Origin of the sequence: Amycolatopsis deserti, from assembly GCF_014653945.1 — a bacterium.
In the GTDB taxonomy this organism is placed as follows: Bacteria; Actinomycetota; Actinomycetes; order Mycobacteriales; family Pseudonocardiaceae; genus Amycolatopsis_E; species Amycolatopsis_E deserti.
The window spans coordinates 528,431-549,645 of sequence record NZ_BNAU01000001.1 but is presented as its reverse complement, the minus strand read 5'-3'; the positions used below and the strand labels follow the sequence as shown (position 1 = coordinate 549,645).

Annotated in this window: 16 protein-coding genes; 9 read left to right on the top strand and 7 right to left on the bottom strand. The window is 71.0% G+C overall.

Features of this window, described 5'->3' with window-relative positions; translation table 11 throughout:
• Nucleotides 1–20 precede the first annotated feature (20 nt).
• The 7 genes from IE290_RS02675 to IE290_RS02645 all read left to right on the top strand — a co-directional run bounded on the left by IE290_RS02675 (nucleotide 21) and on the right by IE290_RS02645 (nucleotide 8,199).
• Nucleotides 21–1,298: an L-fuconate dehydratase gene (locus IE290_RS02675; RefSeq protein ID WP_191242874.1), complete on the top strand. Its 1,278-nt coding sequence runs from the start codon at nucleotides 21–23 to the stop codon at nucleotides 1,296–1,298.
• Nucleotides 1,291–2,238 carry an aldo/keto reductase gene (locus tag IE290_RS02670; protein WP_191242873.1) on the top strand — a complete coding sequence of 316 codons (948 nt, stop codon included), beginning with the start codon at nucleotides 1,291–1,293 and terminating at the stop codon, nucleotides 2,236–2,238. Before IE290_RS02675 ends, IE290_RS02670 begins: the two co-directional genes overlap by 8 nt.
• Nucleotides 2,235–3,083: an amidohydrolase family protein gene (locus IE290_RS02665; RefSeq protein ID WP_191242872.1), complete on the top strand. Its 849-nt coding sequence runs from the start codon at nucleotides 2,235–2,237 to the stop codon at nucleotides 3,081–3,083. Before IE290_RS02670 ends, IE290_RS02665 begins: the two co-directional genes overlap by 4 nt.
• Nucleotides 3,084–3,097: 14 nt before the next feature.
• Nucleotides 3,098–4,654 (top strand): sugar ABC transporter ATP-binding protein, encoded by a 1,557-nt coding sequence (locus IE290_RS02660; protein ID WP_268246298.1) that lies wholly within the window; start codon nucleotides 3,098–3,100, stop codon nucleotides 4,652–4,654.
• The gene (locus tag IE290_RS02655) at nucleotides 4,651–5,646 is read left to right on the top strand and encodes an ABC transporter permease (RefSeq protein ID WP_191242870.1); all 996 of its coding nucleotides are present in this window, start codon (nucleotides 4,651–4,653) and stop codon (nucleotides 5,644–5,646) included. Before IE290_RS02660 ends, IE290_RS02655 begins: the two co-directional genes overlap by 4 nt.
• A 20-nt stretch (nucleotides 5,647–5,666) precedes the next feature.
• A complete protein-coding gene (locus IE290_RS02650) occupies nucleotides 5,667–6,638 on the top strand; it encodes an ABC transporter substrate-binding protein (protein WP_191242869.1) in 972 nt (323 codons plus the stop codon).
• A 169-nt stretch (nucleotides 6,639–6,807) separates the two neighbouring features.
• Nucleotides 6,808–8,199, top strand: coding sequence for an FAD-dependent oxidoreductase (locus IE290_RS02645; RefSeq protein WP_191242868.1), 1,392 nt, complete (start codon nucleotides 6,808–6,810; stop codon nucleotides 8,197–8,199).
• Here IE290_RS02645 and IE290_RS02640 read toward each other — a convergent pair.
• From IE290_RS02640 to IE290_RS02620, 5 genes are all read right to left on the bottom strand, one after another.
• The gene (locus IE290_RS02640) at nucleotides 8,156–9,115 is read right to left on the bottom strand and encodes an NAD(P)H-dependent flavin oxidoreductase (RefSeq protein WP_191242867.1); all 960 of its coding nucleotides are present in this window, start codon (nucleotides 9,113–9,115) and stop codon (nucleotides 8,156–8,158) included. The two genes, IE290_RS02645 and IE290_RS02640, sit on opposite strands and share 44 nt — an antisense overlap.
• 55 nt (nucleotides 9,116–9,170) lie before the next feature.
• Nucleotides 9,171–10,664 (bottom strand): HD domain-containing phosphohydrolase, encoded by a 1,494-nt coding sequence (locus tag IE290_RS02635; RefSeq protein WP_191242866.1) that lies wholly within the window; start codon nucleotides 10,662–10,664, stop codon nucleotides 9,171–9,173.
• A gap of 325 nt (nucleotides 10,665–10,989) precedes the next feature.
• Nucleotides 10,990–11,394: a RidA family protein gene (locus tag IE290_RS02630; protein ID WP_191242865.1), complete on the bottom strand. Its 405-nt coding sequence runs from the start codon at nucleotides 11,392–11,394 to the stop codon at nucleotides 10,990–10,992.
• Between the two features lie 89 nt (nucleotides 11,395–11,483).
• Nucleotides 11,484–13,760 carry a catalase/peroxidase HPI gene (gene katG, locus IE290_RS02625; RefSeq protein WP_191242864.1) on the bottom strand — a complete coding sequence of 759 codons (2,277 nt, stop codon included), beginning with the start codon at nucleotides 13,758–13,760 and terminating at the stop codon, nucleotides 11,484–11,486.
• A complete protein-coding gene (locus tag IE290_RS02620; protein ID WP_191243920.1) occupies nucleotides 13,761–14,210 on the bottom strand; it encodes a Fur family transcriptional regulator in 450 nt (149 codons plus the stop codon).
• A gap of 491 nt (nucleotides 14,211–14,701) precedes the next feature.
• Here IE290_RS02620 and IE290_RS02615 point away from each other — a divergent pair, with 491 nt between their 5' ends.
• On the top strand, nucleotides 14,702–17,683 hold the full coding sequence (locus IE290_RS02615; protein WP_229874319.1) for an NACHT domain-containing protein: 2,982 nt from the start codon (nucleotides 14,702–14,704) through the stop codon (nucleotides 17,681–17,683).
• A 485-nt stretch (nucleotides 17,684–18,168) separates the two neighbouring features.
• On the opposite strand, the gene IE290_RS02610 is transcribed toward IE290_RS02615, so the two are convergent.
• Nucleotides 18,169–19,008: a GNAT family N-acetyltransferase gene (locus IE290_RS02610; protein ID WP_191242862.1), complete on the bottom strand. Its 840-nt coding sequence runs from the start codon at nucleotides 19,006–19,008 to the stop codon at nucleotides 18,169–18,171.
• 45 nt (nucleotides 19,009–19,053) lie between these two features.
• Nucleotides 19,054–20,112 (bottom strand): transcription termination factor Rho, encoded by a 1,059-nt coding sequence (rho, locus tag IE290_RS02605; RefSeq protein ID WP_191242861.1) that lies wholly within the window; start codon nucleotides 20,110–20,112, stop codon nucleotides 19,054–19,056.
• Nucleotides 20,113–20,353: 241 nt separating this feature from the next.
• Between rho and IE290_RS02600 the strand changes: the two genes are divergently transcribed.
• Nucleotides 20,354–21,190, top strand: coding sequence for a hypothetical protein (locus IE290_RS02600; RefSeq protein WP_229874071.1), 837 nt, complete (start codon nucleotides 20,354–20,356; stop codon nucleotides 21,188–21,190).
• The last annotated feature ends 25 nt before the right edge of the window (nucleotides 21,191–21,215 follow it).

Sequence of the window (21,215 nt, the reverse complement as noted above, 5' to 3'; positions counted from 1 at the left end):
GCGTACAAGGGAGTGGGTCCGTGGCACGCATCGTCGCCCTGCACACGCACGACGTCCGGTTCCCGACGTCGCAGACGCTCGACGGTTCCGACGCGATGAACCCGGACCCCGACTACTCGGCCGCCTACCTGCGCCTGGTCACCGACGCCGGGGACGGGCTGGAGGGCCACGGCTTCGTCTTCACCATCGGCCGCGGCAACGACGTCCAGGTCGCCGCGCTCCGCGCCCTGGAGCCGCACCTGCTCGGCCGCGACGTGGACGCCACGCTCGCCGACCTCGGCGGGCTGTGGCGCGAGCTGGTGCACGATTCGCAGCTGCGCTGGCTGGGCCCCGAGAAGGGGATCATGCACATGGCCATCGGCGCGGCCGTCAACGCGCTGTGGGACCTTCGCGCCAAGCGCGAAGGCAAACCGTTGTGGCAGCTGCTGTCCTCGCTCAGCCCGGAGGAGATCGTCGACCTGGTCGACTTCCGGTACCTGACCGACGCGCTGACCCGCGAGGAGGCGCTGGACATCCTGCGCGCCGCCCAGCCCGGCCGCGCCGAGCGGGAGGCGCGGCTGCTCAGCGAGGGCTACCCCGCCTACACCACCACCCCCGGGTGGCTGGGCTACGACGACGACAAGCTCGCCCGGCTGTGCCGGGAGGCGGTCGCCGACGGCTTCGGCCAGATCAAGCTCAAGGTGGGCGCCGACCTCGACGACGACGTGCGCCGCCTGCGGATCGCGCGCGAGGTGTGCGGCCCGGACGTGCGGATCGCGGTGGACGCCAACCAGCGCTGGGACGTCGGCGACGCGATCGCCTGGATCGAGCGGCTGCGCCCGTTCGACCTCGCCTGGATCGAGGAGCCGACCAGCCCGGACGACATCCTCGGCCACGCCGCCATCGCCAAGGCGGTCGCGCCGATCCCGGTCGCCACCGGTGAGCACGGCGCCAACCGCGTGCTGTTCAAGCAGCTCCTGCAGGCCCAGGCGCTGTCGGTGCTGCAACTGGACGCCACCCGGGTGGCCGGGGTCAACGAGAACATCGCGATCCTGCTGCTGGCCGCCAAGTTCGGCGTCCGGGTGTGCCCGCACGCCGGCGGCGTCGGGCTGTGCGAGGCGGTGCAGCACCTGGCCATGTTCGACTTCGTCGCGGTCTCCGGCACCGTCCAGGACCGGATGATCGAGTTCGTCGACCACCTGCACGAACACTTCGTCACCCCGGTGGACGTCCACAGTGGACGCTACTTCGCGCCGAAGGCCCCCGGCGCGGGCACCGAGATGCACGCGGCGTCGCTGGCGGAGTACGCCCATGGCTAGCGTGCCGGGCCCGTTCGCGCTCGGCGCCGCGAACCTGGGCAACCTGTACGTGCCGATGAGCGACGAGCAGGCCCACGCCGTGCTGGAGGCCGCGTGGGACTGCGGCATCCGCTACTTCGACACCGCGCCGCACTACGGCCTCGGCCTGTCCGAGCGCCGCTTGGGCGCTTTCCTCGCGGGCAAGCCGCGCGCCGAGTTCGTGGTGTCCACCAAGGCCGGGCGGCTCCTGGTGCCCGACCCGGACGGCGCGGACCGCCTGGACGAGGCGAACCAGTTCGCCGTCCCCGCCGACCACCGGCGGGTGTGGGACTTCTCCGCCGACGGGGTGCGGCGCAGCCTCGACGAGTCGCTGACCCGGCTGGGACTGGACTCCGTCGACGTCGTCTACCTGCACGACCCCGAGGAGTACGACCTCGGACCGGCCCTGGCCTCCGGGCTGCCCGCGCTCGCCCGCCTCCGCGACGAGGGCGTGGTGCGGGCGATCGGCGTCGGCTCCAAGTCGGTCGCCGCGCTCACCGCTGCCGCGCGGTTCGGCATCGCCGACCTGCTCATGGTCGCCGGCCGGTTCACGCTGCTCGACCAGTCCGCGCTGGACGAGGTGCTGCCCGAGTGCCGCACCCGGTCGATCGGGGTGGCGGCCGCGAGCGTGTTCAACTCCGGCCTGCTCGCCACCCCCGAGCCGGCGGGCCGCTACGAGTACGCCGCCGCTCCCCCGGACGTCCTGGTCACCGCGCGCGAGATCGCCGCCGTGTGCGCCGAGTTCGGCGTCGACCTGCCCACCGCCGCGCTGCACTTCCCGCTGCGCGACCCGGCGGTGCGCGCGGTGGTGGCCGGCGCGGCCACCCCGGAGGAGGTGCGGCAGAACGCCGGGCGGCTGGCGGCCACCGTGCCGGACGAGGTGTGGACGACGCTGCGGGACAAGGGGCTGATCCGGGCATGACCGAGCACGTCGTCGACACCCACCTGCACCTGTGGGACCTCACCGTCAGCGAGTACGCGTGGCTGCCGCCCGGCAGCCCGCTGCACCGGACCTTCACCGCCGAGCAGGCGCGGCAGGAGCTGGACGCCGCCGGAATCGCCACGGCCGTGCTCGTGCAGGCGGAGGACTCCGAGGCCGACACCGAATTCATGCTCGCCCAGGCCGGCCGGCACGACTGGATCGCCGGAGTGGTCGGCTGGGTCCGCCTGGACGACCCGGACACCGCCCGGCGTCAGCTCGACCGCTGGCAGCAGCACCCGGCTTTCCGCGGGGTGCGGCACCTGGTGCACGACGACCCGCGCGCGGACTTCCTCGGCCTGCCCGCGGTGCGCCGCTCGCTGGCCGTGCTCGCCGAACGCGGCCTGCCGTTCGACGTCCCCGACGCCTGGCCCCGGCACCTCGGCCAGGTCGCCGACCTGGCGGCGGCCCTGCCGGAGCTGACGATCGTGGTCGACCACCTCGGCAAGCCGCCCGCGGATCCGGCCGAGTTCCGCGCCTGGCTGACCACGCTGCGCGCGGTGGCCGCGCACCCCAACACGGTCGCGAAGGTCTCCGGGCTGCAACGGCCGGGCGAGCCGCTGACCGTGAAATCCGCGCGGCCGGCGGTGGAGGCGGCGTTCGAGGTGTTCGGCGCCCGGCGGCTGATGTACGGCGGGGACTGGCCGATGACCGTCCCCAGTGGAGGGTACGGCCAAACCTGGGACACCGTTTCGACACTGATCGGTGAGCTGTCCGAGACCGAACGGTCGCTCGTGTTGTCGGGCACCGCGAGCGCGATTTACGGTGTGGCGGAGCGGGTGCGATGAGCGGGGTCGCGACGATGACGGAACCGTTGCTCGAAGTCGAGGGCGTGGACAAGAGCTTCCCCGGTGTCCGCGCGCTGCACGACATGCGGCTGGAGCTGCGCTCGGGCGAGGTGCTCGCGCTGGTCGGCGAGAACGGCGCGGGCAAGTCCACGCTGATGAAGCTGCTGTCCGGCATCCACAGCGCCGACGCCGGCCACTTCCGGCTGGGCGGCGAGCCCTACCAGCCCGCGAGCCCGCGGCACGCGCTGGAGCTGGGCATCAGCATCATCCACCAGGAGTTCAACCTGGTGCCGCACCTGACGGTCGCGCAGAACATCTTCATCGGACGGGAACCCCGCCGCGGGCGGCTGCTGCTCGACGAGCGCAAGCTCAACGCCGACGCCGCCGAGCTGCTCGACCGCCTGCACCTGCGCCTGGACCCGCGGGCGGTGGTCGGCGAGCTGACCGTCGCGAACCAGCAGATGGTCGAGATCGCCAAGGCGCTGTCCTACGACCCGCGCGTGCTGATCATGGACGAGCCGACCGCCGCGCTCAACGACGCCGAGGTGGCGACGCTGCACGAACTGATCCGGCGGTTCGTGCGGCCGGGCACCGGCGTCATCTACATCTCCCACCGGATGGAGGAGATCAAGCGCATCGCCGACCGGGTCACCGTGATCCGCGACGGCGAGTACATCGACACGCTCGACATGGCCACCGCCGCCACCCCGGACATCATCGCGCTGATGGTGGGCCGGGCCATCGACACCGAGGCCCGCCCGGAAGGGGTGCGCGCCGACCGGGAGGTCGTGCTGCGGGTCGAGGGCCTGCGCACCCGGGACCTGCTCAAGGACGTGTCGTTCGACCTGCGGCACGGCGAGATCCTCGGCTTCGCCGGGCTGATGGGCGCCGGCCGCACCGAGGTCGCGCGGGCGCTGGTCGGCGCGGACAAGGCCGAGGCGGGCGCGGTCACCCTGCACGGCGAGCCGGTCCGCATCGCCACCCCGGCCGACGCCGCGAAGCTCGGCATCGGCTACCTGTCGGAGGACCGCAAGCGGTTCGGCCTGCTGCTGGACCAGGACGTCAAGGCCAACATCGCGTTGTCCGCGCTGCGCCAGTTCACCAAGGCCGGGTTCGTGCGCGACTGCGCGCTGCGTGCGAAGGCCGACCGCTACGTCGGCGCGCTGCGCATCAAGACACCCTCGCTCGACCAGACCGCGAAGAACCTCTCCGGCGGCAACCAGCAGAAGGTCGTCATCGCCAAGTGGCTGGCCAAGGACTGCGACATCCTCATCTTCGACGAGCCGACGCGCGGTATCGACGTCGGCGCGAAGGAGGAGATCTACCAGCTGCTGCGCGAGCTGACCGGGCAGGGCAAGTCGATCATCATGATCTCCTCGGAACTGCCGGAGATCCTGCGCATGTCCCACCGCGTGGTGGTGATGAGCGAGGGCCGCGTGACCCGCGTGCTCGACGCCGACGAGGCGACCCAGGAGAACATCATGCACTACGCGACCCTGCGGCCGGACGAGAATCCCGCCGACGCCGCCGAACTCGGTCTCGCCCCGGAAGGGAAGGCAGGTCAGTCATGACCACGGTGAAAGCTCCCACGGCGGAGCCGCAGCGCACCGGCGGGGTGGCCGGCGCGATCAAGAGCAGGCTGCAGCAACTGCTGGCCTTCGCCAGCCTCATCGTGATCTACGCGTTCTTCTCGATCGTCAGCCCGTTCTTCTTCTCCTACGGCAACTTCATCGCCATCCTGTTCTCCACGGTGGTGATCGGGACGCTCGCGATCGGCACCACGTTCGTCATCATCACCGGCGGCATCGACCTGTCGATCGGCACCGGCATGGCGTTGTGCGCGGTGATGTCCGGCGTGTTCATCGTGAACTCCGGCCTGCCGCTGGCGGTCGGGGTGCCGCTGGCGATCCTGTTCGGCGGGCTGATGGGGCTGGTCAACGGCATCAACGTGGCACTGCTGAAGATCCCGCCGTTCATCGCGACACTGGCGATGATGCTGGTCGCCGAGGGGCTGGCGCTCGTGCTGTCCCACAGCACCCCGATCTACTTCAGCGACTCGCCGGGCTACATCGAGATCTCCGCGGGCAACCTGATCCCGAACGTGCCCAACGCGGTGCTCATCCTGGCCGCGATCGCGATCATCGCGGGCGTGCTGCTGACCAAGACCGTGCTCGGCCGCTACACGTACTCGATCGGCAGCAACGAGGAAGCGACCGCGCTGTCCGGCATCGACGTGCGCCGGTGGAAGGTCGGGATCTACGCCTTCGCCGGGTTGTTCACGGGCCTGGCCGGGGTGATGATCTCGGCCCGGCTGGGGTCGGCGCAGCCGGCCACCGGCATGGGGTACGAGCTGCAGGCGATCGCCGCCGTGGTGATCGGCGGGACGTCGCTGTCCGGCGGCAAGGGCTCGATCATCGGCACCCTGATCGGCGCCCTGATCATCTCGGTGCTCAACAACGGGCTCCAGATCATGTCGATCCCGCAGGAGTGGCAGAACGTCATCCTCGGGTGCGTGATCCTGGTGGCCGTCTACACCGACCGGATCCGGAAACGGGAAGCCTGAGGAGAACAAAGGAGTTCTTGATGAGGACGCAGAAGATCGTCGCCGCGGTCGCCGGCGCCGTGCTGGCGCTGACGATGACCGCGTGCGGCCAGGGCGGCGACACCGGCGGTGGCGGCGGCGGGAACGGACCGCTCATCGCCATCGTGTCGAAGGGCTTCCAGCACCAGTTCTGGCAGGCCGTGAAGAAGGGCGCCGAGGACGAGGCCGCCGCGAAGGGCGCCCGCACCACCTTCGTCGGCCCGGCGACCGAGAAGGACGTCGAGCAGCAGGTCAACATGCTCACCAACGAGCTGGCCAAGTCACCGAAGGCGCTCGGGTTCGCCGCGCTGGACTCGCGGGCGGCCGCTCCCCTGCTGCAGCAGGCCAAGTCGCAGAACATCCCGGTCGTGGCGTTCGACTCCGGTGTGGACAGTGACATCCCGGTGACCACCGTGGCCACCGACAACAAGGCCGCGGCGGCGGAGGCGGCCAAGCACCTGGCCGAGCAGATCGGCGGACAGGGCAAGGTCGCGCTGGTGGTGCACGACCAGACCAGCCTGTCCGGCAAGGACCGGCGGGACGGGTTCCTGGACTGGATGGCGAAGAACGCGCCCGGCATCACGGTGCTGCCGCCCCAGTACGGCGGCGGTGACCAGCTGGAGTCGGCCAACATCACCAAGTCCATCATCGCGGCCAACCCGGACCTGAAGGGGATCTACGCCTCCAACGAGGGCTCGGCGATCGGCGTGATCAAGGGCGTGCAGGAGAGCGGCAAGCAGGGCCTGACGATCGTCGGGTTCGACTCCGGCAAGGCCCAGATCGACGCGATCAACAGCGGCCTGATGGCCGGCGCGGTGACGCAGGACCCGGTCGACATGGGACGGCAGCTGGTGGACGCCGCGCTGAAGGCGATCAACCACGAGCAGCTGCCCAAGCGGATCGACACCGCGTACTACTGGTACGACAAGACCAACATCAACGACCCGAAGATCCAGGCGGCGCTGTACCAGTGACCGCGGGTGCCGGCCGTGGACGGTGACGACGGGGCCGTCCACGGCCGGCGCGCGTAGTCACGCTCACCGCGAAGTCTCCACGCTTTCCCCACCTCTCCTCCATGCGTCCGCCCCTGCTGTCCGGTCACGCTGTGCCGGACAGCAGGGGCGGCCACGGAGGAGGCGCACGATGACGACGCAGGAACGAACGCACGCGGTGGTGCTGGGCGCGGGAATGGGCGGGTTGCTCGCGGCCCGCGTGCTCGCCGGCTTCTACGACCGGGTGACGGTGGTCGAGCGGGACCACCTCGGCGAGGCGGTGGCGCACCGGCGCGGCGTCCCGCAGGGCCGGCACGTCCACGCGCTGCTGCCGCGCGGCGGGGAGATCGTGGACGAGCTGTTCCCCGGGCTGCTCGCCGAGCTCGTCGCCGACGGCGGCACGGTGCTGGCGGACTACTCGCGGCTGCACTTCTCCCCCGGCGGGCACCGGCTGTCGCCGGAGATGCAGTTGCCGCCGATGCACCAGCCGAGCCGGCCGTTCCTCGAGGCGCACGTGCGCAACCGGCTGCGCGGACTGTCCACTGTCGATCTTCGCGACGGCTACGACGTGACCGGCCTGACCACCAGCGCGGCGGGCGACCGGGTCACTGGCGTGCGCGTCCAGCGGCGGGCGCCGGCCAGCGCCGAGGAGACCCTGGACGCGGACCTGGTGGTCGACGCGCTCGGCCGGAGCGCGCGCACCCCCGCGTGGCTGGACGAGCTCGGCTACCGGCGGCCGGACGAGGACGAGGTGCCGGTCCACCTGCGGTACACCAGCCGCCTGGTGCGGCTGCGGCCGGACGCCGTCCGGGAGACGCTGGTGGTCATCGGCGCCACGCCGGAGCGGCCCCACGGGATGGCCCTGTTCGCCTACGAGGACGACACCTGGTTGTTCACCGTGGCCGGCTACGGCGAGGACCATCCGCGTCCGGACTACGACGAGATGGTCGGCTTCGCCGCGCGGTCCGCGCCGCCGCACCTGATCGAGGCACTGCGGGCGGCCGAACCGCTCTCGGACGTGGCGACGTTCGCCTTCCCGGCGAGCCGCTGGCGCCGCTACGACAAGCTCCGCCGCTTCCCGGAGGGCCTGCTCGTGTTCGGCGACGCGATCTGCAGCTTCAACCCGATCTACGGGCAGGGCATGTCGGTGGCGGCGCTGGAGGCGCTGGCGCTGCGGGACTGCCTGCGGCGCGGCGAGCGGAACCTGGCCCGGCGGTTCTTCCGCGCGGCGGCGGAACCGATCGGGGTGGCGTGGCGGCTGTCGGTGGGCAGCGATCTGACGCTGCCCCAGGTCCAGGCGCCGCGACCGCTGCCGGTGCGGCTGGTGAACCGGTACGTGGAGCGGGTGCTCACCGCCGCCGAACGGGATCCGGTGGTGGCGGCGCAGTTCATGCGGGTCAGCGCGTTCCTGGACCCGCCGTCGGCGCTGATGCGGCCGTCGATCCTGGCGCGCGTGGCCGGGACAGGACGGGCCGTCCCACGGCTGCGGGACGCCACGCCTAGCCCCGCCCCAGCTTGGCCAGGATCGTTTCAGCCTCGGTGACCACGTCGCGGATGATCTCCGCCGCGGGGCGGACGTCCTCGATCAGGCCGACCGACTGGCCCGCGAAGGGCACGTACTCGTGGCCTCGCCCGTCCAGAACCGCCGCGACCACCTCAGGGCCGATGTCGCCGACCCGATCGGCGAGCTCGTCCCGCCGCGCGGCCCACTCGCGCAGGAACGGGGTGCGCAGCAGGCGCCCCTGGGCGGGGTGACGCGGCCGGTTGTACGGCGGCAGCAGCACGTCGAGCAGGTCCTCGTGCACGGCGTCGCGGGAGGATGCCTCGACGAGCAGCTGCTTCCACTCCGGACTGACCGCCATCTCGGTGCTGGCGAGGAACCGGGTGCCCATGGCCACGCCCTGCGCGCCGAGCGCGAGCGCGGCGGCCAGCCCGCGCCCGTCCGCGATGCCGCCCGCGGCGACCACGGGCACCTCGCCCGCGACGTCGACCACCTGCGGCACCAGCGCCAGGGTTCCGATGAAACCGCTGTGCCCGCCGGCCTCGGTGCCCTGGGCGATCAGGACGTCGGCGCCGCGGTCGAGCGCCTGCCGGGCCTGGTCGACGTCCATGACCTGCTGCACCCAGGTGCACCCGGCGTCGTGCGCCCTGGCCACGAGGTCACCGGGGTCGCCCAGGTGGAAGGAGATCACCGACGGCCGCGCCCGCAGGCTCGCGGTGAACACCTCCTCGTCGAAGGGCCGGGTGGTGTGGTTGATCGCGAACGGCCGCGCGGTGCGTTCGCGCAGCCGTCGCCACTGCTCGCGCAGATCGGGCAGCGGCCGCACCGCGGTGCCCAGGCTGCCCAGCCCGTCGGCCGCGCAGACGGCCGCCGCGAGGTCGACCGAGTCCCACGGGCCGAACGGGGCGCAGATGATCGGTACTTCGAGTCCGAGGAGGTCGCAGAGTCGGGTTCGCATGGGAGAAGTGTGCGCCGGACGGGCCTGCCACCGCCTTGGGCGATCGCCCCATCTTTCACCCCGGCTCGCCGAGGAGACCGTGGTGCACGGCGTAGAGCGCGGCCGACGCGCGGCTGGACACGCCGATCTTGGCGTAGCTGTTCTCCAGGTGCCGTCCCACGGTTTTGACCGAGATGCACAACGCCTCGGCGACCTGCGGCTTGGACAGCCCGCGGCAGGCCAGCCGCAACACGTCGACCTCCCGGTCGGTCAACCCGCCGGGCCAGCGGGACGGCACCCGGACGGGCGCGTGCCCGGCGGCCGCGGTCACCGCGGCCGCCGCTCGCGGATCGAGCCGGCCTCCGGCGACCTCGGCAACCAGCTCACGCGCCGCCGCGCCCGGGGTCCGCGCCGGCCGGTGCGGCCGCCGCTGGAGCATCGCCTGGTAGCAGTCCGCGGCGGCCAGGACGCGCTCGGCCATCCCGAGCGCGGACCCGGTGCTGCCGCGGTGGTAGCCGCTGCCGTCCAGCCGCTCGTGGTGGGCTCCGGCGAGGCGGGCCAGCGGACGCAGCAGCGCGGTGCGCTCCAGGACGCGTTCGGTCAGGTAGGGGTGCAGGCGGACCCGTTCCCATTCGTCGGCCGACAGCCGCCGTGGCTGGTCCCACACGACATTGCTGATTCCGGTGCGCCCCAGATCGTGCAGCAGCCCGGCCCGGCGCAGCCGGACCGCGCACTCCTCGCCCAGGCCGGCCTCGCGGGCCGCGGCTTCGGCCAGCCGCGCCACGTGGCGGGAGTGCCCGAGAGCGGCGGGGAACTTGAGGTCGGCGAAGTCGGCCACCACCGTCAGCAGGGTGTCCAGCCGGTCAGCTCCGATCAGGACGGGAGCGGGTTCGGCCGCCAGGACCTCGTCCCAGGGCGACCCGGCCGTCTCGGCGAGCATCGGCTCGCCGCCGCCGAGGACCGCGTCGACCACGGCCGGGTCGTAGGCGCGACCGCGGCGGCGGCGCAGCACCTCCGCCGTCACCGGGTACCCGGTCCGCCGGTGCCACAGCTCCGCATCCCGGGCGACGACGGCGATGCGGATCGGCAGCGGCACCGCCTCCGCGGCCAGCCCGGCCGGGTTGCCGCGGCCGTCCCACCGCTCGAACCCGTGCCGCAGCGCGGTGAGCACCCCGGCGCCGAGGCCCAGGCGGGCGGCCAGCAGCTCGGCGGCCTCGCAATGGGTCGCCATCATGACGGCCTTGGCCGCGGTCCCGCCGGGGAGCGCGACCGCGGCGGCCTCCTCGGCCGGCTCCCCCATGACGACCGGGCCCACCGCCGCGGCGATGCCGATCTCGTCGCCCGCGAGCGCCGCCACCTCGAACGCGTCGGCGGTGCAGCCGACGTACCGCAGCAGCGACACGTAGTAGACATCGGACAGCGCGGCGCCGCCGACGCCGAGCGCGCGGGCGATCCGCATCGCCAGCAGGCAGGTCCGCGCCGCGTGCCCGGCAGGCTGCCCGAGCCCGAGATCCGTGGCGGTCGACAACGCCGCCAGAACCTCCGCGAACCGCATCCGCTGCTCGGTCACTCCCCCAGCTTGACTGCCGGCGGCGCGGGCCACCACCCCGGTTGACCCGCTGGGGCGGCGCGCCTACCCCGTCGTCGGACTCGTCGTCGAAGTAGTGGAACCCGAAACGGGCGCACGCCGTGCCCGGCCGGTGACCGGGCGATCCGGCCGGCGGCGGTGGCCGGGACGGCGATGTGCGATCCGGGTCCACTGTGGACCCGGTGCGGGCCCGGCGCCCACTCGACCCGCACCGGGCCCAGCTGGTGGTACAGGCGCAGCGCCGAGCCACGAGAACCACGCCGGGGACACGTCGCGGCGGGCGGGAACTTCCAGAACCCGGCGGACGTCAGCGGGGCACCGCGGCCATGGCCTCGACCTCCACCAGGATGTCCGGGCTGGCCAGCGCGGCCGCCACGATCAGCGACTGGGCCGGCCAGTCGCCGTTCGGGAACCAGCGGGTGAAGGTCCGCTTCACCACCGCGCGAAAGCCCGGCAGGTGCTCGGTGCCGGCCACCATGCTGAACAGCTTCACCAGGTGCCTCGGTTCCGCGCCCGCCGCGGCGAGGAGCCGCTCGAGGTTGGCGAACACCGCCTCGGTCTGGGACTCGGCGTCGGCGGCGAGCGAGCCGTCGGGCAGCGCGCCGACCTGCCCGGAGATCACCACCAGCTCGTGCCCGGGCGGCACGTGGGCGAGGTGGCTGTACATCCCGATCGGGGCGGCCACGGTGTCCGGGTTCCAGCGCCGGATCATGCGTTCTCCTGCCTCAGTGCGATGGGCGCAACGGGACGAGCCCGGCCGGTCCGCCAGGGACCGGCCGGGCTCGCCCGGGTGACGTTGGATCAGGACAGGTCGAACCGGTCCAGTTCCATGACCTTCGTCCAGGCCGCGACGAAGTCGTTGACGAACTTCTCCCGCGCGTCGTCGCTGGCGTAGACCTCCGCGAGGGCCCGCAGCTGCGAGTTGGAGCCGAAGATGAGGTCGACCGGGGTGGCCGTCCACTTCAGCTCGTCGGTCGCCACGTCGCGGATCTCGTAGACGTTCTCCTCCGACTCCGACGCCTTCCACTTGGTGCCCGGCGCGAGCAGGTTGGCGAAGAAGTCGTTGGTGAGCACGCCCGGCCGGTCGGTGAGCACACCGTGCCGCACGCCGCCGTAGTTGGCGCCCAGCGACCGCAGGCCACCGACCAGGACGGTCATCTCCGGCGCGGTCAGGTCCAGCATGTAGGCGCGGTCGACCAGCAGCACCTCCGGCTGGAGCTTCTCGCCGGCCCGCAGGTAGTTGCGGAACCCGTCGGCACGCGGCTCGAGCACCTTGAACGACTCGACGTCGGTCTGCTCCTGGCTGGCGTCGGTGCGGCCCGGGTGGAACGGCACGGTCACCTCGACGCCCGCGTCCCGCGCGGCCTTCTCCACCGCGGCCGAACCGGCCAGCACGATCAGGTCGGCCAGCGAGATCTTCGCGCCACCGGCCTCGTTGAACTCGCGCTGGATGCCCTCGAGGGTCTCCAGGACCTTCGCCAGCTCCTCGGGCTGGTTGACCTCCCAGTTGCGCTGCGGCTCCAGCCGGATCCGTGCGCCGTTGGCGCCACCGCGCTTGTCGGTGGAGCGGAAGCTCGCCGCCGACGCCCACGCGGTGGTGACCAGCTGCGCGGTGGTCAGGCCGGACTCCAGCACCTTCGCCTTCAGGGCGGCGATGTCGGCCTCACCGACCAGCTCGTGGTCCACGGCCGGCACCGGGTCCTGCCACAGCTGCGGCTCGGCGACCCACGGGCCCAGGTAGCGGCTGACCGGGCCCATGTCGCGGTGCAGCAGCTTGTACCAGGCCTTGGCGAACGCCAGCGCGAACTCGTCCGGGTTCTCCAGGAACCGGCGCGAAATCTTGCCGTAGACCGGGTCGAAGCGCAACGCCAAGTCCGTGGTGAGCATGGTCGGCTTGTGCTTCTTGTTCGGGTCGTACGGGTCCGGGATGATCTCCGGCGCGTCCTTGGCGACGTACTGCTTCGCGCCGCCGGGGCTGGTGGTCAGCTCCCACTCGTAGCCGAACAGGATCTCGAAGAAGCGGTTGCTCCACTGCGTCGGCTTGTCGGTCCAGGTGACCTCGAGCCCGCTGGTGATCGTGTCCGGGCCCTTGCCGGAGCCGTGGGTGCTCAGCCAGCCCAGGCCCTGCGCCTCCAGCGGCGCGGCCTCCGGCTCGGGGCCCACGTGGTCGTCGGCGACGCCGGCGCCGTGGGTCTTGCCGAAGGTGTGACCACCGGCGATCAGCGCGACGGTCTCCTCGTCGTTCATCGCCATGCGGCCGAAGGTCTCGCGGATGAAGTGCGCCGCGGCCATGAAGTCCGCGCTGCCGCGGGGACCCTCCGGGTTGACGTAGATCAGGCCCATCTCGGTGGCGCCCAGCTCGGGCACCATCTCCGAGTCGGAGACGTAGCGCTCGTCACCCAGCCAGTCGTCCTCGGGGCCCCAGTAGACCTCCTCGGTCTCCCAGATGTCCTCGCGGCCGAAGCCGAAGCCGAAGGTCTTGAAGCCCATCGACTCCAGGGCCACGTTGCCGGCGAACACCAGCAGGTCGGCCCACGAGATCTTCTGGCCGTACTTCTGCTTGACCGGCCACAGCAGGCGGCGCGCCTTGTCCAGGTTGGCGTTGTCCGGCCAGCTGTTGAGCGGGGCGAAGCGCTGCGCGCCGTCACCGGCGCCGCCGCGGCCGTCGTGGATGCGGTAGGTGCCCGCGGAGTGCCAGCTCATGCGGATCATCAGGCCGCCGTAGTGGCCGAAGTCGGCGGGCCACCAGTCCTGCGAGGTGGTGAGCACCTGCTCGATGTCGCGCTTGAGGGCCTCGACGTCGAGCTTGGCGAACTCCTTGGCGTAGTCGAAGTCCTTGCCCAGCGGGTTGCTCTTCGAGTCGTGCGCGTGCAGCACCGACAGGTCGAGCTGGTTGGGCCACCAGTCGCGGTTGGTGCGCGGACGGCCGCCCGACTTCGGCGTCGGGGAGTCGATGGCCGGGTTCTCGCTCTCGCTGCCGTGCGAGGTCACCGAGTCGTGTGCGACCGGGCACCCGGCCGCCGCCTTCTTGTCCACCCCCTGCGCGCTCGAGGGGGTGTTGTCCTGGGTGTCGCTCATCTACTTGCCTTCCGAGCTGGCGGTTTCGTTGGGAACTGCGGCGGCCGAGCAATCGGGGCAGATGCCCCAAAAGACGACCTCCGCCTCGTCGATCAGAAAGCCGTGGTCGTCCGAGGCGGTGAGACACGGGGCGTGCCCGACGGTGCAGTCGACGTCGGCGATCGCACCGCAGGAGCGGCAGACGACGTGGTGGTGGTTGTCACCCACCCGGGTTTCGTAGCGGGCGTTCGCGCCGGCCGGCTGGATGCGGCGCACCAGCCCGGCCTCGGTGAGGGCCCGCAGCACGTCGTAGACGGCCTGGTGGGACACCGTCGGATGGTCGGCGCGCACCAGCTCGATCACCGTTTCGGTGTCGACGTGCGGGTGGTCGCGCAGCGCGGCCAGCACCGCCAGGCGGGGCCGGGTCACACGCAACGAGACCGCCCGCAGCTGCGCCTCGAAGTCCGACATCACGCGGCCGACCCTAGAGCACTAGTCTGGAATAAATCAAGTTAGGGGGCGCGGCGTGTCCCCCGACCGGGGCGCCGACCCAGGTCACACTGCTGCCGCAACCAGCCGGGACGCCGCCGACTGCCACCGGCGATACACCTGCCCCGCCGTTCGGCACCGCAACAAGACGAGCACCGCGGCGCGGCCGGACGCACCTGGAAATGCATCTCCGCCAGCCGCGCACTCGCTCCACTCCTCGCTTTCTGGTCATACCCGCGCCGCGGCTTGCCTGAGGCCCTACATTGCTACACTCCGATTCCCACTCGGAGAGAAAGATCACATTGTTGCTTCAATCCTGGAAGGTTCTCACCGGAGCCGCCCTTGCCGTCGGAGTACCCGCGACAGCCGGCACTCTGTGGCGGGATCTGCTCGTTCAGCATCCCACCACGGCAATCCTGCTCGCTGTCGCTTGGGAATTGCTCCTAGCGACCGGTCTTCTCCTCGTGGGCGCCATGCGCCGCGCCGTTCTCCGGCAGCTCGGCCGCTTGAGCGAGAAAATCGACCAGAAACTGGACCGTCGTATCACGCGGTACGGCCGCCACTATCTCCACTATGTGCTGGCGTCGCTGCGATATATCGACACCAAGGGGCTGGCCACCGCAGGTGACAGCACGCCGAGACTCGACGAGATCTACATCGACGTCAGCCTCGTGCCGAGGGCACCCCACCAGGTGGGGGGCAGCATGCTGGCCGAGGTACCGGCCCACGTGACCGAGCGGCATTCCATCTGGGAGTTGGTTGATCGGCCGGAAGCGGTGGTGCTGGCCGTGATCGGAGCACCCGGTAGCGGCAAGACAACCTTGTTGCGGCACGTTGCACGCCGGGTCGTCCAGGGCGGGCGAAATCACCGTCGACCATTGCCGATCCTGCTCGAGCTGCGGGACCACGCCGAGGCCATTCGCGAAAACACCCGCATCCCTCTACCGGAGCTTCTCCGGAACACGCTGCCCACCCTTGCCTCCAGCGAACCGAATGGCTGGTGGGAAGAACAACTACTGGCCGGACGCTGCACCGTCCTACTGGACGGTCTGGACGAGGTCGCTCACTCGGAGGACCGGGTTTCGGTAGCCAGGTGGATCAGCTATCAGGTGAACTGCTACCCGCAGAACGACTTCGTGGTGACGTCCCGGCCACACGGATACCGAACCGCCGTGATCGACGCCGCCCGGGTTGTCCAGGTCCGTTCCTTTACCGATCGGCAAATTCGCCTGTTTTTGCACAATTGGTACCTCGCCGCCGAGCGGCGGGCGACCGACGAACACGACGAAGAGAGCCGCGATCGGGCGGACAAGAAGGCCGCGGACCTGTTGCAGCGCATCGCCGTGGCACCTGCGCTCTACGATCTCGCCGTCAATCCCCTGTTGCTTACGATGATCGCGAACGTACACCGATACCGTGGCGCACTGCCGGGCAGCCGCGCTGACCTGTACAGCGAGGTATGCCAGGTGATGCTGTGGCGCCGCCAGGAAGCGAAACGCCTGCCGATCGCCCTCAGCGGGCCGGCAAAGGAACGACTGCTCGCACAGGTTGCGTTCACCATGATGAACGAGCGGGTCCGCGACCTGTCGCGCACACGGCTGCTCGAGTTGGTGTCACCAGGGCTCCGGCGCATCTCCACCGCAGTGGACGGCGAGAGTTTTATCGACGACGTCAGCTCGAACGGACTCTTGATCGAACGTGAAAAGGACCTCTACGCGTTCGCACACCAGACACTTCAGGAGTTCCTCGCGGCCCGGCACATTCAACAGAAGGCCCTCGGCGAGGTCCTGATGAGGAATGTCGACGATGTGTGGTGGCGAGAGACCAGCCTTCTCTTCGTCGCTGGCGCTGACGCCGACGACATCGTGCGGGCCTGTCTGGCTTCAGGAAAGGTCACCGCCCTGTCTTTGGCCTTCGACTGCACCGAAAACGAAAGTGATCTCGCGCCGGAGCTACGAAACCGGCTCGACGACCTTCTGGCAGCCGCATTCCTGCACGACACAGCACCCGAGCACCGTCGCCTCGTCGCGGGGGTGCTCGCGACGAGGCACACGAACGAGGTGATGCTCACGCTCGACGGTTCACGAGTGTGCCCACGCCCGATCCCGGAGGAGCTCTATCGCCTGTTCCTCCACGACACTCGCCCCGAGCTGGTATCCGTCGCCCCTCCGGCGATCGATCCACAGCAGGGGATGACGCCGGCGAAGGGTGTCTGGGCGAACGACGTCGAAGCATTCGTCTTCTGGCTGAACACCATAGTATCGACCGACGGCGCTACTGTTTACCGGCTTCCCACTGAAGACGAACTGGATCAGCTTCGCGAAGGCAGCGGCCCCGCTACCGACGTGTTGACGAGTTCGACGACAAGCGCCTGGGTCGCACCGCAAGCACCAGGCCTCCCACGACTGTGGCCCACGTCCGCCGAAACCGCGGACCGGCAAGTTCCGGAGACCAAGGTCAGGGATCTGCTCACCGAGGAGATCAGCGACGATCCACTCTTCGGTCAGCTCCTCTATCTCCGTACACAAACCGCGGACAACGCTCCGACACATCCCGACGACTTCTACGGCGCCTACGAGACTGCGGTTCAACAGATCTGGCAGATGCGACATCTGATCGACAGCTGCATCCGCCGTGCGCCGAGCATGTCAACCTCGGACGCAGACGGCAAGCTGCCCGCGATGTGGCGAGCGCTGGCACTGACCATGGATTTCCTACTTCCGCATCTGCGACGCTTCAGACCGTTCGCCGCTTCAGCCCTGGAGCAATTGCAGCAAAACTTGGAGAAAGCTGCCGCGCGACGGGCGCGGGGCAATCCCTCCGCCGAAGCCGACCTCCTCTACGCGCAACACGACCTCGACCTGATCTGTCGCGTTTTCGCTGTCGAGGTGGCACGCCGGCAGAACCACCCTCGAAGTACGGCCGCGCGCGGCCACGACATTCTCGTGGAGATCGCCACCTGGCGTCTGACCACTTGGAAGGCGTCCCGGCCGTCGATCGATTCGGTGGTCCTACCGCGCTTGGAAGACGACCCTCAGTCCCGGCGGCGGATGCAGGAAATTGCTGTCGCCGAACAAACCATCAGCGCAGTGATCATGAATGAGGTCGGCTTACACCGTGACATGCGGTCGATCTATTTCGAGAACATGCAAACCGTCGCTACCGAACTGCGGAAAGCAGTCCCGCGAGAGCCGGCGCTGCCCGAATGGACGGGGCTGATCGCGTCTCTCGTCGTCGATCACGCCGGAGTGTGCTGCGACGTCGCGCGGACGACGACGCGTGGCCAGGCAATGGGGCTCCGGCAAAGTGCCCTCCTGCTCGCGGTAGAAGCGGATCTGGTCGGCAACAAGGAGGTCCTGGACCTGAGCCGAGAACTGATCGAGCAGGTGACGGTGTTGCAGGTCCGCCATGAGTCGGCTGTCACGGGTGAGTCAATCGTGCTCGCACGGGCTTGAGTGGCCAGGTCCGCGACGGGAAGCAGTTGCGCTGGTCACGCGCCCAGCGCGTGAGCTGGCGCCGGTAGCCGTTATGCGACCACGCCTCTGGCCGCCAGATGACCGGGCAGGGCTCCAGCCAGACCCTGGAGCGGGCTGACTGCGGCGAAGATCTTGTCGCCACCCAGCGTGCTCGCGCGCGTCCGCTGTCAGGCGACACCGCCGCGGCCGCGGCGGTGTCGCCTGACAGCGGACGCGCGCACAGCAGAAGGCGGAGGCCCTGCTCACGCAGGGCCTCCGCTCAGCGCCGCCCTCAAGCGTGGCGCGCAGGTGCTCGACCGCCGCCCGGTGGATCTCCGCGCTGCTCGGTGGGTGACCACCAGGGTCAGCGGGAGGCCGCCACCTCATCGAGCGGATGCTGCGCAAGCTCGACCTCACCTCGCGGACGCAGATCGCGTCCGGGGTGACTGACGGCGGGCAGCGCGGTCCGATGATCGGCGGAGGACTCACTCCGCGGGTTTCACCAGCACCGCGCGGGTGTAGAGCACCTGGAAGCCGCGGCGCTGGGCGTTCTGCTGCGACTTCGAGGCGGGCGCCGTGGTGACGACGGCGAGGTCGCAGCCGGCGGCCGCGGCGTCGGCGAGCCGGGCGGACAGCAGGGCGGTCTGGACGCCACGGCGCCGGTGACCGGGCAGGGTCGCGGCGCCGGTGAACTGCGCCAGCCCGCCGGTGACGCACATGCTGGCGGCACCGGCGACCACGCCATCGCACACGGCCAGGTAGCGCCGCACGTCACCGGCCGCCACGAGGTCGCGCAGGGCGGTGGCCAGGACCTCGCGCCCGAACACGTGGGCGGACGGCTCCGCCGGGGTGTCGGGTTGGGTGAAGCCGTCCACGGAAGCCTCGAGCCAGGCACCGGACTCCCCGGGACCTACCGGCCGGATCTCGATCCCCGGCGGGACCACCCGGTCCGGCGGCTCCCGCAAGTCGCGGCCCAGCACGTTCTCGAAGGACTCCAGCCGGTACCCGCGCCCGGTCAGCGTCGCGGCGATGGAGGGGTCGGCCAGATGCGCCAGCTCGACCTGCGCCGGACAGCCCACCGCGGCGAAGGCTCGTTCGGTCTCGTCGAGAACGTCCGCGGCCGGCACGCCGCCGAACCCGAGGCCGGCGACCTTGTTCAGCGGCGACCCGGCTTCGGCGAAGGTCGCCACTCCCCCGGCGACGGGCCGGACGAAAGCGGCCGAGCCGGGCCGGTTCCGCGCGAGTGCGGTGGCGTCGGCCATCCGCCGGGCTTCGGCTCGTTCGATCCGCTCGGCCAGCGGGAGGTCGCAGAAGAGGGCGCTCACCCGGCGCACTGTAGCGGCCGGACCGCCGGAGTTCCGCCGATATTTTCAGGCCGCCGCCGGGGTGTGCAGGCTCGCGGACACCCGCGCGACGAACTCGGCGTTGGACCTCGTCGTGCGGAGCTGCTCCAGGAACTGTTCCGTGGCGCGGCGCGGGTCCTGGCCCGCCAGCGCCCGGCGGACCTCCGTCATCACCGTCAGCTCCGCCGGTGACAGCAACAGCTCCTCGCGGCGGGTGCCGGAGGCGAACAGGTCGATGGCCGGGTGCACGCGGTGGTCGGCGAGGGTGCGGTCGAGGCGCAGCTCGGCGTTGCCGGTGCTCTTGAGTTCCTCGAAGAACACCGTGTCCGCCAGGGATCCGGTGCCGACGAGCGCCGTGGCGATGATCGTGAGCGAACCACCGTCCTCGATGTTGCGCGCGGCGCCGAGGATCCGCTTCATCGGGTGCAGCGCGCTCGCGTCGACACCGCCGGACAGGATGCGGCCGGACGCGCGGGCGGCCAGGTTGTACGCCCGGCCCAGGCGGGTCAGCGAGTCGAGCAGCAGCACGACGTCGCGTCCGGTCTCCACCAGGCGTTTCGCGCGCTCGAGGGCCAGTTCCGCGACGGCGGTGTGCTCGGCCGGTGCGCGGTCGAAGGTGGAGGCGATCACCTCGCCGCGCACCGAGCGGCTCAGGTCGGTGACCTCCTCCGGCCGCTCGTCGGCGAGCAGCACCATGAGGTGCGTGTCCGGGTGGTTGGTGGCGACGCCGTGCGCGATCGCTTGCAGGACAGTGGTTTTCCCGGTGCGCGGCGGCGCGACGACGAGCGCGCGCTGCCCCTTGCCGATCGGCGCGGCGAGGTCGAGCACGCGGGTGGTGAGCTGGTGGCGGGCGGTCTCCAGCACGAGCCGCCGGTCCGGGTGCACCGGGGTGAGCCGGTCGAACTCGGAACGGGGGCCGGGATCGGCGCCGTTGACCGAAACCAGTTCCTGGCCGTCCAGGACGATTTCGTCGCCGCGCCGCAGGCCGTGCGACCGGACGAGTCCGAACGGGACAGTGGTCCCGCCGCGGCCGTAGCCGAGGGTGGCGGTTTTGCCGTGGATGTCGAGAATGCCGTGACTGGACATGGTGGTACTCCACAAAGGACGGAGGGCGCACGAGCGCCGGAACGGATTGACCCGGACAGGTGTGATCGGGCCGGGATCGAGAAGGAAGATGATCTGGCGGGCGGCTGAGCCGGCATCCGCGGAGATCTCTCGCACGGTAACCCACCCGGCGCGCTGTCCGCAAGGGGAGCGCCGAAAATGACTACTCGCCGTCGCGGGAGGCTGGTTAGGCTGCGGACGCGATCGGCGAGTGGAGGAAACGGTGGAGGAGCGCGCGTGGCGTCCGCGCTGGCGGTTCTTCGCGCTGTTCGCCGCGGTGGCCGCGGTGCACCTGGCCGGCGGGTGGGATTCCACGTCCGCGGTGGGGCTCGGGGTGGGGTTCGCCGCCACGCTGGTGCTGGTGTTCGTCCGGCGGTTGCCGTCCTGGGCCACCGGCGAGATCCGGCTGACCGTCGCGCTGCCGCTCGCTTTGCTGGGCATGGTGGCTGTCCTCATCGGACTGATCGAACACCCGCCCCGCGGTGTGGACGCCCTCTACGCCGGGTTCGGGGCCGTCCTCGCCGTGGGCTGGGTGGTGGTGCTGGTGATCCGGTGGGCTCCCGGTCCCCTCACGCGGTCGGGCCTGGCCCGGCGGCTGCGCGGGCGCACGGCCGTCCTCGGGGCCGCCGCCGTCCTCGCGGGGATGGAGGTCGCGTTGCTCGTCGTGGTGGGTGGCGCGCTGCCGTGGGTGCTGCTGGCTCCCGTCCTCCTCGTCGTCGCGGTGTCCGCCGTGCGGCGCCGGCGGGACGCCAACGCCGCGCGGTTGCTCGCGGCCGGTGTGTGGACCGAGGTCACCGCGGCCACGATCGCGGACGAGACCGACGGCCGGCCGGTTTCCGGATGGGCGGTGTTCCCCACCGGGCTCCGCGCCCGCTTCGCGATCACCGACTGCCCGCCGGACGTCCTCGCCGGACTCCTCGACCGGCGCCGGCTCTGGATCGCGGGCGAACCCCGCGAAGGCGACGTCGCGGTGGGCCTCCCGGACGGCGACGCCTTCGCCGTCGCGTGGTTCGCCGTGAAGAACCGGGAGCGTGCCCGAGCGCGCCGGCCGTCGCGGTAGGACAATCGCTACCACGGGAGGTGGG

Excerpts from the sequence above, each read along its gene's own strand:
- IE290_RS02665 (WP_191242872.1), top strand. The coding sequence starts at position 2,235 with ATGACCGAGCACGTCGTCGACACCCACCTGCACCTGTGGGACCTCACC.
- IE290_RS02660 (WP_268246298.1), top strand. The coding sequence starts at position 3,098 with ATGACGGAACCGTTGCTCGAAGTCGAGGGCGTGGACAAGAGCTTCCCC.
- IE290_RS02645 (WP_191242868.1), top strand. The coding sequence starts at position 6,808 with ATGACGACGCAGGAACGAACGCACGCGGTGGTGCTGGGCGCGGGAATG.
- IE290_RS02640 (WP_191242867.1), bottom strand. The coding sequence starts at position 9,115 with ATGCGAACCCGACTCTGCGACCTCCTCGGACTCGAAGTACCGATCATC.
- katG (WP_191242864.1), bottom strand. The coding sequence starts at position 13,760 with ATGAGCGACACCCAGGACAACACCCCCTCGAGCGCGCAGGGGGTGGAC.
- IE290_RS02650 (WP_191242869.1), top strand. The coding sequence starts at position 5,667 with ATGAGGACGCAGAAGATCGTCGCCGCGGTCGCCGGCGCCGTGCTGGCG.
- rho (WP_191242861.1), bottom strand. The coding sequence starts at position 20,112 with ATGTCCAGTCACGGCATTCTCGACATCCACGGCAAAACCGCCACCCTC.
- IE290_RS02670 (WP_191242873.1), top strand. The coding sequence starts at position 1,291 with ATGGCTAGCGTGCCGGGCCCGTTCGCGCTCGGCGCCGCGAACCTGGGC.
- IE290_RS02630 (WP_191242865.1), bottom strand. The coding sequence starts at position 11,394 with ATGATCCGGCGCTGGAACCCGGACACCGTGGCCGCCCCGATCGGGATG.
- IE290_RS02655 (WP_191242870.1), top strand. The coding sequence starts at position 4,651 with ATGACCACGGTGAAAGCTCCCACGGCGGAGCCGCAGCGCACCGGCGGG.
- IE290_RS02615 (WP_229874319.1), top strand. The coding sequence starts at position 14,702 with ATGCGCCGCGCCGTTCTCCGGCAGCTCGGCCGCTTGAGCGAGAAAATC.
- IE290_RS02620 (WP_191243920.1), bottom strand. The coding sequence starts at position 14,210 with ATGTCGGACTTCGAGGCGCAGCTGCGGGCGGTCTCGTTGCGTGTGACC.